At 67.0% G+C, this 16,019-nt stretch carries 13 protein-coding genes; 9 read left to right on the top strand and 4 right to left on the bottom strand.

Features of this window, described 5'->3' with window-relative positions:
- Positions 1-58 precede the first annotated feature (58 nt).
- A complete protein-coding gene (locus tag NIBR502770_RS00710) occupies positions 59-820 on the bottom strand; it encodes a queuosine precursor transporter (RefSeq protein ID WP_141180706.1) in 762 nt (253 codons plus the stop codon).
- Between the two features lie 197 nt (positions 821-1,017).
- Between NIBR502770_RS00710 and NIBR502770_RS00705 the strand changes: the two genes are divergently transcribed.
- From NIBR502770_RS00705 to NIBR502770_RS00690, 4 genes are all read left to right on the top strand, one after another.
- The gene (locus tag NIBR502770_RS00705) at positions 1,018-1,674 is read left to right on the top strand and encodes a TetR/AcrR family transcriptional regulator (RefSeq protein WP_141180705.1); all 657 of its coding nucleotides are present in this window, start codon (positions 1,018-1,020) and stop codon (positions 1,672-1,674) included.
- A gap of 21 nt (positions 1,675-1,695) precedes the next feature.
- On the top strand, positions 1,696-2,607 hold the full coding sequence (locus tag NIBR502770_RS00700; protein ID WP_141180704.1) for a TIGR01777 family oxidoreductase: 912 nt from the start codon (positions 1,696-1,698) through the stop codon (positions 2,605-2,607).
- The gene (locus NIBR502770_RS00695) at positions 2,604-3,014 is read left to right on the top strand and encodes a hypothetical protein (RefSeq protein WP_141180703.1); all 411 of its coding nucleotides are present in this window, start codon (positions 2,604-2,606) and stop codon (positions 3,012-3,014) included. Before NIBR502770_RS00700 ends, NIBR502770_RS00695 begins: the two co-directional genes overlap by 4 nt.
- A 71-nt stretch (positions 3,015-3,085) precedes the next feature.
- Entirely contained in the window at positions 3,086-3,943 is an 858-nt protein-coding gene (locus NIBR502770_RS00690; RefSeq protein ID WP_141180702.1) for a hydroxymethylpyrimidine/phosphomethylpyrimidine kinase, read from the top strand.
- 91 nt (positions 3,944-4,034) lie between these two features.
- Here NIBR502770_RS00690 and NIBR502770_RS00685 read toward each other — a convergent pair whose 3' ends face one another.
- Together NIBR502770_RS00685 and NIBR502770_RS00680 are read right to left on the bottom strand one after the other, a co-directional pair.
- Entirely contained in the window at positions 4,035-5,783 is a 1,749-nt protein-coding gene (locus tag NIBR502770_RS00685) for a pyruvate dehydrogenase (protein WP_141180701.1), read from the bottom strand.
- A gap of 163 nt (positions 5,784-5,946) precedes the next feature.
- Positions 5,947-7,395, bottom strand: coding sequence for an MFS transporter (locus NIBR502770_RS00680; RefSeq protein ID WP_370871443.1), 1,449 nt, complete (start codon positions 7,393-7,395; stop codon positions 5,947-5,949).
- 183 nt (positions 7,396-7,578) lie between these two features.
- Between NIBR502770_RS00680 and NIBR502770_RS00675 the strand changes: the two genes are divergently transcribed.
- The 3 genes from NIBR502770_RS00675 to NIBR502770_RS00665 are packed head-to-tail and all read left to right on the top strand — an operon-like array spanning position 7,579 to position 10,704.
- Complete coding sequence (locus NIBR502770_RS00675; protein WP_141180699.1) at positions 7,579-8,250, top strand: response regulator transcription factor; 672 nt, start codon at positions 7,579-7,581, stop codon at positions 8,248-8,250.
- A complete protein-coding gene (locus NIBR502770_RS00670) occupies positions 8,247-9,698 on the top strand; it encodes a HAMP domain-containing sensor histidine kinase (protein WP_141180698.1) in 1,452 nt (483 codons plus the stop codon). Before NIBR502770_RS00675 ends, NIBR502770_RS00670 begins: the two co-directional genes overlap by 4 nt.
- Positions 9,682-10,704: a TAXI family TRAP transporter solute-binding subunit gene (locus NIBR502770_RS00665; RefSeq protein ID WP_141183257.1), complete on the top strand. Its 1,023-nt coding sequence runs from the start codon at positions 9,682-9,684 to the stop codon at positions 10,702-10,704. The genes NIBR502770_RS00670 and NIBR502770_RS00665 overlap by 17 nt, the downstream gene beginning before the upstream one ends.
- 237 nt (positions 10,705-10,941) lie before the next feature.
- Here the strand turns inward: NIBR502770_RS00665 and NIBR502770_RS00660 are convergent, their stop codons facing one another.
- The gene (locus NIBR502770_RS00660) at positions 10,942-12,426 is read right to left on the bottom strand and encodes a helix-turn-helix transcriptional regulator (protein WP_141180697.1); all 1,485 of its coding nucleotides are present in this window, start codon (positions 12,424-12,426) and stop codon (positions 10,942-10,944) included.
- 176 nt (positions 12,427-12,602) lie between these two features.
- On the opposite strand from NIBR502770_RS00660, the gene aceA reads away from it, so the two are divergent.
- Both aceA and aceB read left to right on the top strand, forming a co-directional pair.
- Entirely contained in the window at positions 12,603-13,919 is a 1,317-nt protein-coding gene (gene aceA / locus NIBR502770_RS00655; RefSeq protein ID WP_141158209.1) for an isocitrate lyase, read from the top strand.
- A gap of 220 nt (positions 13,920-14,139) precedes the next feature.
- A complete protein-coding gene (aceB, locus tag NIBR502770_RS00650; RefSeq protein ID WP_141180696.1) occupies positions 14,140-15,792 on the top strand; it encodes a malate synthase A in 1,653 nt (550 codons plus the stop codon).
- Positions 15,793-16,019: the final 227 nt, after the last annotated feature.

Genomic DNA, 16,019 nt, shown 5'->3' with positions numbered 1-16,019 from the left:
GCAGCTTTCCGGCGATCCCACGCGATCAGCAGTTGCAACGTACGACGCCGGGCGGCAGCTATGCGGCGTTTGTCACCCCTTCCGCGGCGTGGCCGGCGGCGCCGTAACTGGGCTCGCGACGCTTGACCCAGTTGATGGCCAGCGAGGTCACGGGGACGAAGAGGAACTCCACCACGGTCTTGTAGACGAAACCCACCAGCACGTAGTTCACGAAGCTGCCGGGGTCGGCGATGCCGATGACGGGTGCGGCGATGCTGCAGAAGATCAGCGTGTCCACAAACTCCCCGGCGCCCGAGGATCCCATGAGCCGCGCCCATAGGGACTTCTCCCCGGTGCGGGCCTTCATCCGGACCAGGATCCAGGAATTGATGGTCTGCCCTGCCAGGAATGCCAGCAGGGAGGCCAGGACGATTTGTGGCACGGGACCAAGCGCCCCTTCCAGGGCGGACTGCTTGGCAGCTCCGTACTCGTCGTCGAATCCGGGCAGCGCAATGACTACCCAGTAGCAGAGGGAAGCGAAGACGCACAGCGCAAATGTGGTGAAAATGGCTTTGCGGGCCACCTTGAAGCCGTAGACCTCACTGATCACGTCGCCGAGGATGTAAGCCAGCGGGAAGAGGAAGAAGCCGCCGTCGGTGACGATGGGGCCGAATGCCACCCCCTTGGACGCTCCAATGTTGGACAGGATCAGCACCACTGCCATGGCTGCCAGCATGATCCCGAAGTAGGGCGATCCGATGTCCGCGAATCTGGCGGCGGGACCTGAGGCAGTGGGTTGGACGGTTTGGGGCACGGCACTGTGGCCGGGGGCGGAGGTCATTGAGGGATCCGTTCAGGAGTGGTTGGCCGGCCTGCCGTACGGGGCGGCCGGTTGTATTAGCACTCGTGCCATTCTCGCACCGTGCCCTGCGGCAAAGCTCCCCCAGGAGAAGGGCTGGTTAGCACGGAAACAGTTTTTGAACATGTTCAACTACTGTGGCACACTGTTTTTGAACATGTTCAAGAATGGGGATGCCGATGGCAGCGAAGAGCGAACAGACCAGGCAAATGCTGGCGGACACGGCGCTGCGCATGTTCCGAGATATCGGGTTCGAGAAGACCACCATGCGCGCCATCGCCGCCGGGGCAGGCGCCTCCGTCGGCAACGCCTATTACTACTTCGCGTCCAAGGATGACCTGGTCCACGAGCTGTACATCCAGGTGCAGGCAGAGCATGCGGCACGGGCCTCGCAAGCGTTGGACGGGACCGCTTCCCTGGCTGAGCGCCTGAAGGCCACGCTGCATGCCGGCCTTGACGTCATGGCCCCTTACCACCGGTTCGGCGCGGACTTCGTTGCCACCGCAATCCGGCCAACATCACCGGTGAACCCCTTCTCAGCACGGTCCACGCCCGCGCGCGAGGCATCCCTGGACATCTTCAGGCGCACCGTGGACGGGGCCAGGCCTGCCGTACCGAAGAAGCTGCGGACCGACCTGCCGGAGCTGCTGTGGCTTTGCTACATGGGCATCACCCTCTTCTGGGTCTATGACACCTCGGAGGGCCAGCGGCGGACCAGGAGGCTGGTGGACGGTGCGGCCCCACTCATTGCCCGCGGTCTCGCACTGGCCCGCATCCCGGGAGTCAGCAAGGTGCTGGACGACGTCCTGGACCTGAGCCGCAGCATCCGCGATTAGGGAAGAAACATGGGGGGAAACATGGACTGCACAAAGACCGTTGTGGTGGCGGGGGCTTCCGGCTTCATCGGCACATACCTTCGCCGGCGCTTCCGGGAAGACGGATGGACCGTGCGCACCATTGGACGCAAGGGAACGGGCAGCGCCGCGGCCGGATGGGATGACGACGCCGGCATGGTCCGGGTGCTCAACGGCGCCGGGCTGGTGGTGAACCTCGCCGGACGGTCCGTCTCCTGCCGCTACAACCGGCGGAACAAGGCGCTCATCATGGACTCGCGCGTGGCCACCACCCAGGCCCTGGGGCGGGCCATCGCACAATGCCCGGAGCCGCCGTCGACCTGGCTCAATGCCAGCACCGGCACCATCTACCGGGATGCCAGGGACCACCCCCAGCCTGAAACCGACGGCGAGCTTGGCTCCGGGTTCTCCGTGGACGTGGCCAAAGCGTGGGAGGCCGCCCTCGCGGCGGCCACCACGCCGGCCACCCGGAAGATCCCGCTGCGGATCGCCATCGTGCTGGGCCGCGGCGGCGGCGCGCTGGCGCCGTTCGCCAACCTGGCGCGGCTGGGCCTGGGCGGCCACATGGGCGACGGCGGGCAGAAGTTCAGCTGGATCCACGTGGAGGACCTGTACCGCAGCATCCGCTTCCTGCATGCGCGGACCGACGTCACCGGACCCGTTAATGTGGCGTCGCCGGACGTGGTGAGCAACCGGGAGATGATGCGCCTGGTGCGGCGGGCCTACGGCGCCCGCTTCGGGCTCCCCACCCCTGCGTGGCTCCTCCGTGCAGGGGCCGTCCTGATCCGCACCGAAACCGAGCTGGTGCTCAAAAGCAGGTGGGTCCAGCCGCAGAAACTCCTCGACGCGGGCTTCGTCTACAGCCAGCCGGAGCTGGGCCGGGCACTGCTGCAGATCGCCAAGGGCCGGGAATGAGCCGCCCGCTCCGCGTCACCTTCGGCCCAGGCGCGTTCCTTCCCGGCGCGGGCCTCACGGTCCTGGTCTTCGGGTTCCCCCTGGGTTTCCCCGGCTACCTCTACGGAACGCTCTCCGCGCTAATCCTGGGAATGCCCCTGGCGCTGGTTGCCGGGATCTGCATGCGGCCCGTCCGCAACCAGCTGCTCCACGCCGTGGCCGTCGGCGTGGCAGGGCTGGTTACGGGGGTGCTCACGCTCATGGTCATCACCGGCAGCCACTGGTCCGCAATGTGGGGCACGATCCTGTGGACGGGGTTCTGCGCAGCGCTGGGGCGGGCAGCCGTGTCCGGCCTCGTCACAGTCCATGACGCGCCTGCGCCGGAACCCGTGGCTGCGCGGAAGCCCGGCCCACCGCTGGAACCCTGACCATACCGCGTCCCGGCCCCCTGTCCGGTGACACATGGAAAGCGCCCGACGCCGGGTGGCAGGATGGATGCATGACTTCCGCTACCCCTGACGCAACGCTGCCCACCGCAAGTCCCGCCGTCGTCCTCACCATCGCCGGCTCCGAAGCCACCGGTGGCGCCGGCGCGCAGGCCGACCTGAAGACCTTCCAGGAACTCGGTGTCTTCGGCATCGCCAACCTCACGTGCATCGTGTCCTTCGACCCGAAGGACAGCTGGAACCACCGGTTCGTGCCGGTGGACCAGCAGGTGATCGCGGACCAGTTGGAGGCGACGACGGCGGCGTATGGTCCGGCGTCCGGCGCACCTTCGGCTTTGGATACGGTGAAGATCGGGATGCTGGGCAGCCCCGCCACCATCAGCACGGTGGCCGGTGCCCTGCAGGAGAACAGCTTCGCCAACGTGGTGCTGGATCCGGTGTTGATCTGTAAGGGCCAGGAGCCCGGCCACGCGCTGGACACGGACCAGGCCCTGAAAGCCCAGATCCTGCCGCTGGCCACGTTTGTCACGCCCAACCACTTCGAGGCGGAGTCGTTGTCCGACCTGGACATCACGGACGTGGAGTCGCTGAAGGCCGCTGCGGTCCGGATCCACGAGCTCAGCGGCGCAGCAGTCCTGGCCAAGGGCGGCGTTCGCCTGGAAGGCCCGGACGCCGTCGACGTCTTCTACGACGGTGAGACGCTCGAAGTCCTGAGTGCTCCCAAGGTGGGCGAGGTGGCAGTTTCCGGTGCGGGGTGCTCGTTGGCCGCCGCAGTAACCGCCGAGCTCGCAAAGGGTGCCACGCCGCTGGATGCTGCCCGGACCGCCAAGGATTTTGTTACCGCCGGCATCCGCAACCGCGTTGCCTCCGGCGCCCCGTTCGACGCCCTCTGGCAGGGCGGCACCCGGTAGAACCGATCTCCCCGCGGGTTCGCCGGAAACCCTCGAGACCGCCGGGATTTTGCGGCGAACCCGGCAGTTTCCGGCGAACTCGGCAGTACAGCTAGCGCCGCGGGATGTTGCGCAGGTTGCTGCGCGCCATGCTCACGGCCTCGCCCGCTCCCCGGTTCAGCACCACCTTGGACATGGCCGTGGCGAATCCCAGCACCTGCGAGCCGGAGATCTTTGGCGGGATGGACAGCGCCTTGGGATCGGTGATGAGCTCCACCAGTGACGGGCCGGGGTGCGCGAACGCCTCCCGGTACGCCGCCTCGATCTGCGCGGGATCGGTCACCCGGACGGCATGGAAGCCCAGTGCCTCTGCCACGGCCGCATAGTTGGCGTCCGGGACGTCCACGCCGAAGTCGGGCAGCCCGTCCACCAGCATCTCCAGCTTGACCATGCCCAGGGTGGAGTTGTTGAACACCACCACATTGACCGGCAGCTTGTAGGCGGCGGCGGTGATGAGCTCACCCAGCAGCATGGACAGCCCGCCGTCGCCGGAGACGGAGATGACCTGGCGGCCAGGGTAGGCCAACTGGGCGCCGATGGCGTGCGGCAGGGCGTTGGCCATGGAGCCGTGCAGGAAGGACCCGATGAGCCGGCGGGTGCCCAGCGGGTTGATGTACCGCGCGGTCCAGACGTTGCACATGCCGGTGTCCGCGGTGAAGATGGCGTCCTCGGCGGCCACCTGGTCCAGCAGCGACGCCGCGTACTCCGGGTGGATGGGCTGCTTCTTCTCCACCTTCCGGGTGTACGCGCCCACGGCCTTGTTCATCAGCCGGTCATGCTTCTTCAGCATCTGGTCCAGGAACCGGCGGCTCTTCTTCGCCGTCACCAGTGGCAGCAGAGCGCGCAGGGTGGGCAGCACGTCGCCGTGGACGGCAATGTCGACGTCGGTCCGGCGGCCCAGCCGGTGGGCCACCCGGTCCACCTGCGCGGTGCGGGTGTCCGGCAGGAACTGGTCATAGGGAAAGTCGGTGCCCAGGAGGACCAGCAGGTCGGCGTCCTCGATGCCCTCCGCGGCGGCTCCGTAGCCCAGCAACCCGGTCATGCCGATATCGAACGGGTTGTCGTACTGGACGAAGTCCTTGCCGCGCAGGGAGTGGCCCACCGGCGCCTTGGCCAGTTCGGCGAGCGCCATCAGCTCGCTGTGCGCCCCCTCCACGCCGGCGCCGGCGAAAATAGCCACCTTGCCGGCGTCGTTGATGGCGTCCGCGAGGGCCTGGACGCTGGCCGGGTCCGGGACCAGGCTGGCCGGCCGGAAAGTGGCCGGGAGCGGCGTGGGGCCTGCGGCTTCCAGTCCTGCGATGTCGCCAGGCAGGGTCACGACGGCGACTCCCCCAAGCCCCAGCGCGTGCTGGATGGCGCTGTGCATGACGCGCGGTGCCTGCTCGGCGGTGCTGACCAGTTCCGAGTAGACCGAGCACTCGTTGAACAGCCTGTCCGGGTGGGTTTCCTGGAAAAAGCTGCTGCCGATCTGCTTGCTGGGGATGTGGGAGGCGATGGCCAGCACGGGCGCCCCGGAGCGGTTGGCGTCGTAGAGCCCGTTGATCAGGTGAAGGTTTCCGGGGCCGCAGGATCCAGCACAGACCGCCAGCCTGCCGGTGAGCTGGGCTTCGGCAGCCGCGGCAAAGGCAGCGGCTTCCTCATGGCGGACATGGATCCAGTCGATGCCGCCCTTCGCGGCGCCACCCGTTTGGCGGACGGCGTCCACGATCGGGTTGAGGCTGTCACCCACAATCCCGTAGATCCGCTGCACGCCGGCAGCCTGGAGTTGTTCGATGAGCTGGGTGGCAAGTTCCTTGGCCATGGTGCAGACTCCCGCGATTGTGGTGGTGTTGACACTCGCCCAATATAGTCCGCCCACCCCGGACACACCTGGGCGTGGCATGCAAAAGGAGGCGTACGACGGCGGCCCGGCAGCCGCCGTCGTACGCCTCCTTGGGGAGCTGGCCCCTGGGTGCCGCTAAAGGCTACCGTCCGGCACCCACCCGCTCTTCGCCATCGGCCGCGTTGGATGCCCATGCATGGCCCTGTTCGTCATCAAGGTGCGTGGCCTTCTTGTTCTTCAGGGCGAAGATGTAGACCACCAGCGAGATCGCGATGGTGATGGTCACGTAGGTGAAGAACAGGTCCTCACGCGAGGCCTTCTGGAACGCGGCGCCGATCAGCGGCACGGTGCCGCCGAAGAGCGAGTTGGCGATCGCGTAGCCCAGGCCCACGCCGAGTGCACGGATGGAGGCGGGGAACAGTTCGGCCTTCACCAGGGCGTTGATCGAGGTGTAGCCGCCGACAATCAGCAGGCCACCCATCATCAGCAGGAACGCGGTGAACGGGTCCTTGGTGCCGGCCAGGGTGGAGAGCAGCGGCCAGGTGAACAGCACGCCGGTGATGCCGAACCAGAGCAGCAGCGGCTTGCGGCCCACCTTGTCCGAGATGATGCCGTAGACGGGCTGGAGCAGCATGAAGATGAACAGGGCCCAGAAGTTGATCACGGAGGTGTCGGTCTTGGCGATGCCGGAGGTATCGTTCATGAACTTCAGGATGAAGTTGGTGTAGGTGTAGAACGCCACGGTGCCGCCAAGGGTGATGCCGATGCAGACCAGCAGCGGCTTCCAGTAGCTCGTGAACAGCAGCTTCATGGTGCCCGGCTGGGCCTGTCCGGCAACCACGGGAGTCTTGGCGGCCTCTATCTGCTCGGCGGAAACGGTCTCCTCCATGGAGCGGCGGAGCCACAGGACCACGAGGGCAGCCACGCCGCCGATCGCGAATGGGATGCGCCAGCCCCACTCGCCCAGGTCGCCCTTGGGCATGGCGTTCTGCAGGATCACCAGGACCAGCAGGGCCAGCATTTGGCCGCCAATCAGGGTGACGTACTGGAAGCTGGAGAAGAAGCCGCGGCGCTTGCTGGTGGCGGCCTCGGACATGTAGGTGGCGCTGGTGCCGTACTCGCCGCCCACGGAGAAGCCCTGGATCACGCGGACCAGCACCAGCAGGATCATGGCCCACAGCCCGATGACGTCCTGGGTGGGCAGCACGGCGATGGCAAAGGAGCCTGCGGACATCATGGTGACGCTGAGCGTCAGCGCCGCCTTGCGGCCCTTGCGGTCCGCGTACCGGCCGAAGAACCAGGCGCCGATGGGGCGCATGAGGAACGACGTCGAGAACACGGCCATCGCTTCGAGGCCCGCCTGGAGCTCATCCTTGGAATTGAAGAAGTGGGCCTGGAAGTAGGCGGCAAAGACGGTGTAGACGTAGAGGTCGTACCACTCCACAAGGTTGCCGGCGGAACCTTTCAGGATGTTGCCCACGGCCCGCCGGGTCTGGGCGGCCTCCGATCGGGGCGCGGTTTGCTGGGTGCTCATCGGTGAGTTCCTCCTTGTGGTGACGTGCGTCCTCCAACGCCGGAGGGCCTCATCCACGGTATGGGTGATCCACCGCACAACCAACGCGGAGGGGCAATTCCTAACACTTCCTTAGGTATCCGCTGACGGCCTCTCCCCGCCTTGCCGGCCTGCCGCCGTCGGGCAAATCCGTTCTTCAGGCGGTAGTCTCCAAAGGCGGGGGATGATCCAGGCACCGCAGCAACGGCAAGGAAGATGGCAATGGACGTGCTGATCGTCGAGGACGACGACGCCATGGCAGGTGCCCTGACCGCCGCCGTCGAAAGCGCCGGCCACCACCCCCGGCGGCTCGCGCGCGGCGCTGACGCGCTGCTCTCCCACCGGAACTTCCAGGTGATCCTCCTCGACCTGGGACTGCCGGACATGGACGGGCTGGAGGTGCTGCGCAAGCTCCGGCAGGTCACCGACGTCCCCATCCTGATCCTCACCGCGCGGGACGACGAACGCAGCGTGGTGCTCGGGCTCCGTTCCGGCGCGGACGACTACCTGGTCAAACCGGTCAAGCTGGTGGAACTGCTGGCCCGGATCGAAGCGGTGACGCGGCGGGCGGCGCGGGCCGGGGGCGTCCAGCAGGAAGACACCATTGTGCTGGACGACCTGGCGATCGACCTGAAGCGGCACACCGCTGCAAAAGCGGGGCTGCCGCTGGCCCTGACCGCCACCGAGTTCGAACTCCTCGCCCTGCTGGCACGCCACGCCGGCTCGGTGGTTACCCGCGAACAGATCCTGGACGCACTGTGGGGGGACGCCTTCCTGGCCTCCTCCCGGTCCCTGGATGTCCACCTCACCGGGCTGCGCGCAAAACTGCAGAAACCGGGCTTCATCATCAACGTCCGCGGAGTGGGCTACCGGGTGGAGGCGGCTTCCGGATGAGGCTGCGGGTGCTGGGCGTCCTCAGCGTACTCTGCCTGGTGGTGGTCTTCCTGATCTCGGGCACCATCCTCACATCCGCGTCACGTGAACTGACCCAGGAGCTCCAGATCAACCGGGCCGCGTCCCTGAACCGCTTGGCCCAGGTGGCCTTTGACGCCGCGGGCGATGGCGACACGGCGCGGCTGCAGCGGGAGATGGACACGTATTCCGGGTTGTACGGCGAGGGGATCGTGGTGCGCGTCCAGGAGCAGACCCTGGCCTCCGGTGGTTTGGATGCCGGACGGCCCGACGTGCAGAACGCCTTGTCCCTGGCCCGGCTGAACGTCAGCAACACCACCCTTGAACCACTGGAACCCCTTGGCTCCGGTTCGCAGCTCATCTTCCGGCCGTTCGGCAGCGCCAGCCAGGTCCTGGGCGCCGTGCTGCTGGACGTCCACGCCGACGCTGCACGGCAGAAACTCCGCGAACGCTGGCTGGGGGTGGGGGTTGCCGCGCTTGCCCTGGCGGCCGTACTCCTGGTGGGGGCTGCGCGGGTCACCGGCTGGGTCCTGCGTCCGGTCCTGCGCCTGGATTCGGCCCTGCACGAGCTGGAGCGGACCGGGCGCACCGGGAGCCTCCCTGAGGACGGGCCCCCGGAGCTGCGGGAACTGAGCCGGTCCTTCACAGCGATGGCGCGGACTGTCAGTGCCAGCATGGCAGCACAGCGCCAGCTGATTGCGGACACCTCGCACCAGCTGCGCAACCCGGTGGGGGCACTCCGGCTGCGGCTGGACCTGCTGCAGCTCGAGTTGAAAACGGCCCGCGAACACGACGCAGCCGAACGTGCCGTGGCGGAGCTGGACCGGGTGGAAGAGATCCTGGACGGAGTGTTGAAACTCGCCGCAGCTGAGCACCGGGCGTCCGAAGGTTACCTGCGGGCTGCCGGCAGCCTCGAAGAGCTTCCCGCGCCGGACCCGATGGACCCGTTCCCTGTGCTCCAGGGCGAAATCGAACGGGCAGCCCCGTTGGCGGAACAGGCAGGCTGCCGGCTGGTCCTTGCTCCGGCCCCGCAGCCGCCGGCACTGGTTTCCTGCCACCCGGCGGAGCTGGCCCAGATGGCGGCCGAGCTCCTCAACAACGCCATCAAGTACGCCCGGGGTGCCACCATCACGGCGGCGGTCCGGACGGAACCGGGCATGGTGGCAGTGGAAATTACCGACGACGGTCCAGGGCTTACCGCCGCTGAGCGCGCCTCGGCAGCCACCAGGTTCTGGCGGTCGCCTCAGCATGCGTCGGTTCCGGGCACCGGGCTGGGCATGACCATTGTGGGAGAGCTTGCCGCTGCCAACGGCGCGCGCCTGGTGCTGGCCGATGCCGTCCCCCATGGGTTGTCCGCGCGCATCGAGTTCCCCGTCCATCCTGCCGGCCATGCGCTCCCGGGTTCCAGCCGGGGTGGTGCCCGTGCGTGATCCCGTAGCCCCGGGCGGTCCATTGCCGCAACTGCCGCGGCGGTCCGTGCTCACGTCAGTCGTCGCCGTCGGACTCGCGGCCTGCCTGCCGCCCGGCCTCAGCGCCTGCACCGGGGGCGACCGTCCGGAGGACCTGGTGGTGGCGGGCGGTGAACCGGGCGGCTTCTACCTGGAGTTCTCGACGCTGCTGGCCGCAGCGCTTGAGCGCCACGGCGTAGCCGGCCACGCCCGGGCCGTGGCAACCGGCGGAAGCCTGGACAACATCGCCGAGTTGCGGGCTGGGCGTGCCGCCTTTGCCGTCGCCCTGGCCGATGCCGCCGGGGACCAGTCCGGCGGGGAGGCGGCAGGGATCGCTGCGATCGGCAAGGTTTATGAGAACTACGTCCACTGCGTGGTCCGGAAGGACAGAGGCATCCGGGACATTTCCGGGCTGGCAGGGCGGCGGGTGGCCGTGGGGCAACCCGGATCGGGGACTTCCCTTACCACTCCCCGGTTGCTCGAAGCAGCGGGGCTGGGCACCTCAACGGATGCCGCGCAGCCCTCTGCGGGGACTGCCGGCGTCGAACATCTTGGCCTGAACGACGGCATCGCGGCGCTCAAGGCGGGGACCGTGGATGCGCTGTTTTGGTCCGGTGGCGTGCCCACCGCCGCCATCGCCGCCGCGCAGCAGGAGGTGGCGCTGGAACTGCTGGACTTGTCCGCGCTGCTGCCGGAGCTGCGCCGGAGGTACGGCGGAATGTACGACCGGGTCCTGATTCCGGAGGGCAGCTATCCAGGAGTACCCGCGGTGTGGACAGTGGGCGCTCCCAACCTGCTGCTCTGCCGGCGGGACCTGGACAGCGCCACCGTGGAGCGCACAGTCCAGTTGCTGGTGCACAACGCCGGCGAACTCATTCCCCAATCCACCCTGGGCGTGCAGTTCCTTAGCGCGGAAAGCCTCATCAACACCGCCGGGATCCCCCTGCACCCCGCCGCCGCGGACGCGTACCGCAAGCTCCACGGCTGACCAAAACGCCCCATCACCTTTTGCCGCCTTAACCCAAACGCCCCATCACCTCCTGCCCCACAAACCAAAACGCCCCACCACCTCCTGCCCCACAAACCAAAACGCCCCATCACTTCCGCCCAGAAAGTGATGGGGCGTCAGAAGGAAACCGGCAGGAGCTGATGGGGCGTCAGGAAGAAACCGGCAGGAGCTGATGGGGCGTCAGGAAGAAACCTGCAGAAAGTGATGGGGCGTTGTTCAGCTCCCGGAGTGGGCCTGCAGGAAGCTGTACACCTCGGTTTCGTCCACCCCAGGGAAGGCTCCCGGGGGCATGGCGGCGAGCAGGTGCGAGTGGGCCCGCGCCGAGGGCCACGCGTTCCCGGCCCACTGGTTGGCCAGCTCGGCGGGCGGCCGTTTGCAGCACTTCGGATCCGGGCAGTTGGACGTCGCCCTGGCCGTGGTTTCCCGCCCGCGGAACCACTTCACGTGCTGGTACGGCACCCCGATACTCAGGGAAAACTCCCCGCTGGCGGACCGCTCGGTGCGGGCCGTGCACCAGTACGTGCCGGACGGCGTGTCAGTGTACTGGCTGTAGGCGCTGAACTTGTCCGGGACGTCGAACACCGCCCGCGACGTCCAGGCCTTGCACGACGGCTGGCCCTCGATGGCGCCGGTGTGGTCCTGCGGGAAGTTCACGCCGTCGTTCTCGTACGCCTTGTAGATGATGCCGCTCTGGTGGGTCTTCTGGAAGTGCGTCGTGATGCCGAGGTGCTTGGTGGCCAGGTTTGTAAACCGGTGCGCGGCGGTCTCATAGGACACGGCGAACGCGTCCCGGATGTCCTCGACGGCGATTTCCTTGGCTGCTTTGGCTTTTTGCAGAAATTCGACGGTTGCCTGCTCGGGCAGGAGCAGGGCGGCGGCGAAGTAATTGGTGGCGACCCGCTGGGCCAGGAAGTCACCGTAGTTCTTGGGCGTTTCATGGCCCAGGACATAGTGGCCCAAGGCCTGCAGCAGCACCGAGCGTGGGTCGTGGTCCTGCCGCTGGCTCTGCGTCAGGTAAATTTTGCGGTTCTTCAAATCCGTCACGGAACGGGTGGAATGCGGCAAATCCCCCACGTGATGCAGGGTGAAACCGAGATGCTCGGCGATGTCCGCGATGACGTGCTGGCTCAGCGGACCTGCGGTGTAACCCACCTCCTTGAGGACCTTCTGCGCCTCTGCCTCGTACTCAGGGAAATAGTTGCCGCGCTCCCGCATCATGGCCCGCAGTTCGCCGTTGGCGCGGCGGGCTTCCTCCGGGGTGGCCACCTGCTCGTTCATCTTCCGTTCCAGCTCGTGCAGCAGTCCCACCTGGGCCTCCAGCACATCCAGCGGAAGCCGCGAACTGATGCGGATTTTGGGCAGGTCCAGCGACTCGTACAGCGGCCCGCGCTGGTAGCGCTCCAGCTCGATTTCCAGGGCGGCTCGGCGGCTGGGCGGCTCGGCCCCGAGCAGCTGGTCGATGCTGACATTCAGCGCTGCTGCCAAGTGCTGGAGCAGCGTCAGCTTGGGCTCCCGCTTGCCGTTCTCGACCAGGCTCAGCTGGCTGGGAGCGGTCCCGACGGCGGCACCCAGGTCATCGAGCGTGAGCCCGGCTTGTTTGCGGAGATGGCGGACGCGGCGGCCCAGCGCAATGACGTCAAGTTCCGCTGCGGCGGCTGACGGTGGCTGGGAAACGTCCCTGTTCCAGCTTGAAGGCGACATTTATGAAGAATACGTGAAGAAGTGCAATTCTTTCCAGACTTTTCATCTAGAAAGGGGGTTGAAAGTGCTGAAAAGTAGTTGTCACGGAAAGAAACACCGCACCGGATAAGCCGGTGGGAACCTCAACGAAGCGGTTCCCACCTACTCCATCCGGAGCTCAATCAAGGAGATCAACGATGACTGCAGCATTTGAGCCCACCCAGCAGACGCCCGAAGAGCAGGCCGCCGCCCTGGAGCTCGAGTGGGCCGCCAACCCCCGCTGGGAAGGTGTGACCCGGGACTACTCAGCCTCCGACGTCGTCCGCCTCCGCGGCCGCGTCACCGAAGAGCAGACGCTGGCCCGCCGCGGCTCGGAAAAGCTGTGGAAGCAGCTCACCGAGGAGCACAAGACCGGCGGCTACACCAACGCCCTGGGCGCCCTCACCGGCAACCAGGCCGTGCAGCAGGTCAAGGCGGGCCTGCGCGCCATCTACCTTTCCGGCTGGCAGGTCGCGGCCGACGCCAACAACTCCGGCCACACCTACCCGGACCAGTCGCTCTACCCGGCCAACTCCGTCCCCACCGTGGTCCGCCGCATCAACAACGCCCTGCTCCGCGCAGACCAGATCGAGTTCTCCGAGGGCATCCAGACGGTCGAGGACTGGCTGGTGCCGATTGTTGCCGACGCCGAAGCCGGCTTCGGTGGTCCGCTGAACGCCTACGAACTCATGAAATCCATGATCCAGGCCGGCGCAGCAGGTGTTCACTGGGAAGACCAGCTCGCCTCGGAGAAGAAGTGCGGCCACCTCGGCGGCAAGGTCCTGATCCCCACCCAGCAGCACGTCCGCACCCTGAACGCCGCCCGCCTGGCGGCAGATGTCGCAGGCACCCCCACGGTCGTCATTGCCCGCACCGACGCCGAGGCCGCCACCCTGATCACCTCCGACGTCGACGAGCGCGACCAGGAATTCATCACCGGCGAGCGCACCGCCGAGGGCTTCTACAAGGTCCGCAACGGCATCGAACCCTGCATCGCCCGCGCCAAGGCCTACGCCCCCTACTCCGACCTCATCTGGATGGAAACGGGAACCCCGGACCTGGAACTGGCCCGCAAGTTCGCGGAGTCCGTCAAGGCCGAGTTCCCGGACCAGATGCTCTCCTACAACTGCTCGCCGTCCTTCAACTGGCGCAAGCACCTGGACGACGCCACCATCGCCAAGTTCCAGCGCGAACTCGGCGCCATGGGCTTCACCTTCCAGTTCATCACCCTGGCCGGCTTCCACGCCCTGAACTACTCGATGTTCGACCTCGCCCACGGCTACGCCCGTGAAGGCATGAGCGCCTACGTCGAACTCCAGGAAAAGGAATTCGCCTCCGAATCCCGCGGCTACACCGCAACCAAGCACCAGCGCGAAGTCGGCACCGGCTACTTCGACACCATCTCCACGGCGCTCAACCCGAACGCGTCGACCCTCGCCCTCGTGGGATCCACCGAAGAGGGCCAGTTCCACTAGCAACTTACGACGGCGGGTGTCGCCTCCGGCCTTCGGACCGACGTCGCTCTGCCTGCTATTCCCCACGCCCGCCCCATGACCTCGTAGAACTCGGTCGGGGGCGGGCACAGGGCCCCTTTTACGCAGGCTGCCGCGACACCGGCTCCTCGGCCTCGTGCCTCAGTCGCCGCCCTGCCGCTACCCGCCGTCGAACTTCCCTTTCGTCTTTAAGGAGACTGAGATGAACAGCTTCACCGATAGTTTTACGATCAATGGCATTACCCTGACCGCGCAGCCGATTTGCCGGCAGGACGAGGTGCTGACGCCGGACGCCCTGTCGTTCATCGCGAAGCTGCACCGGGCCACCGCCGACCGCCGGCAGGAACTGCTCCAGGCGCGGCGCACCCGGCGGGCCGATATTGCCGCCGGAGCGGACCCGCGGTTCCTGCGGGAAACCGAGCACATCCGGAATAATCCGTCCTGGCGGGTCGCTCCCCCCGCCCCCGGCCTGGAGGACCGCCGGGTCGAGATCACGGGCCCGGTGGACAAGAAAATGACCATCAACGCCCTGAACTCCGGTGCCAAGGTATGGCTCGCGGACATGGAAGACTCCTCCACCCCCACGTGGCGGAACGTCATCAAGGGCCAGCTGAACCTCACCGACGCCCTGGAGCGCCGGATCGACTTCACCACCGAAGAAGGCAAGGAGTACAAGCTCCGCCCGGCCGGGGACCTGCCCACCATCGTGGTCCGCCCCCGCGGCTGGCACCTGCCGGAAAAGCACATGCTCATCGACGGCCAGCCCATCGCCGGCGGCATCGTGGACTTCGGCCTGTTCTTCTTCCACAACGCCCGCCGCCTCCTCGCGCAGGGCAAGGGCCCGTACTTCTACCTGCCCAAGATCGAGAACCACCTCGAAGCCCGGCTGTGGAACGATATCTTCATCCTGGCGCAGGACCTGCTCGGCATCCCGCAGGGCACCATCCGCGCCACGGTGCTTATCGAAACCATCACCGCAGCGTTCGAAATGGAGGAGATCCTCTATGAACTGCGCGACCACGCGGCAGGCCTGAACGCCGGCCGTTGGGACTACATCTTCTCCCTGATCAAGAACTTCCGCACCCGCGGGCCCCGCTTCGTTCTCCCGGACCGCGGCCAGGTGACCATGACCCAGCCGTTCATGCGCGCCTACACCGAACAGCTGGTCCGGGCCTGCCACAAGCGCGGCGCCATGGCCATCGGCGGCATGGCGGCAGCCGTCCCCAACCGCAAGGACCCCGAAGCCAACGCCAACGCCCTGGAGAAGGTCCGCGCAGACAAGACCCGCGAGGCCAACGATGGCTTCGACGGCTCCTGGGTGGCGCACCCGGACCTGGTGCCCGTGTGCCGCGAGGTGTTCGACGGCGTCCTGGGCACCAAGCCGAACCAGCTGGACCGGCTCCGCGAGGACGTCACGCCGGACGACCGTGCCCTGATCGACGTTGCCGCGACCACCGGCACCATCACCGAGCAGGGCATCCGGAACAACATCGAAGTGGGCATCCGCTACATCGAATCCTGGCTTCGCGGCAACGGCGCAGTGGCCATCCACAACCTCATGGAGGACGCCGCCACCGCGGAGATCTCCCGCTCCCAGCTGTGGCAGTGGATCCACGCCCGGGCCATCACCGACCAGGGCGAGATCGTCAGCCACGAGTGGGTGGAAGAACTCCTGGACGAGGAATTCGCCCGGCTGGAGCGCTTCGACGGCGACAGGTTCGAGGACGCCCGCGACATCTTCGAGGAAGTCACCCTCAGCCGTGAGTTCCCTTCCTTCCTCACCCTCCCCGCCTACGCCCGCTACCTGACCGAGGCCCGCGAAAAGGCCACCGTCGAGGAGCTCGCCGCGGCGTAACCAAACCTCCGTTTGCCGGGCCGGCACGCCCTTCGCAACAGGCCCCCCGAAATCCGGGGCGCCGGCCCGGCAACGGAACACCCCTCACACCCCCGCTCACTTACTGAAGGAAAACCCGAAACGCCCGCTCACTTTCCCAAAGAAAGTGATCGGGCGTTCCGCCATTTGGTGCAAGAAGTGAGCGGGCGTTTCACCGTTTAGTGCAAGAAGTGAGCGGGCGTCGGGGG

Origin of the sequence: Pseudarthrobacter sp. NIBRBAC000502770 (genome assembly GCF_006517815.1) — a bacterium.
Taxonomy (GTDB): domain Bacteria; phylum Actinomycetota; class Actinomycetes; order Actinomycetales; family Micrococcaceae; genus Arthrobacter; species Arthrobacter niigatensis.
Note: the sequence above shows the minus strand (reverse complement) of the source record. Positions and strands in the feature narration are given on the sequence as shown.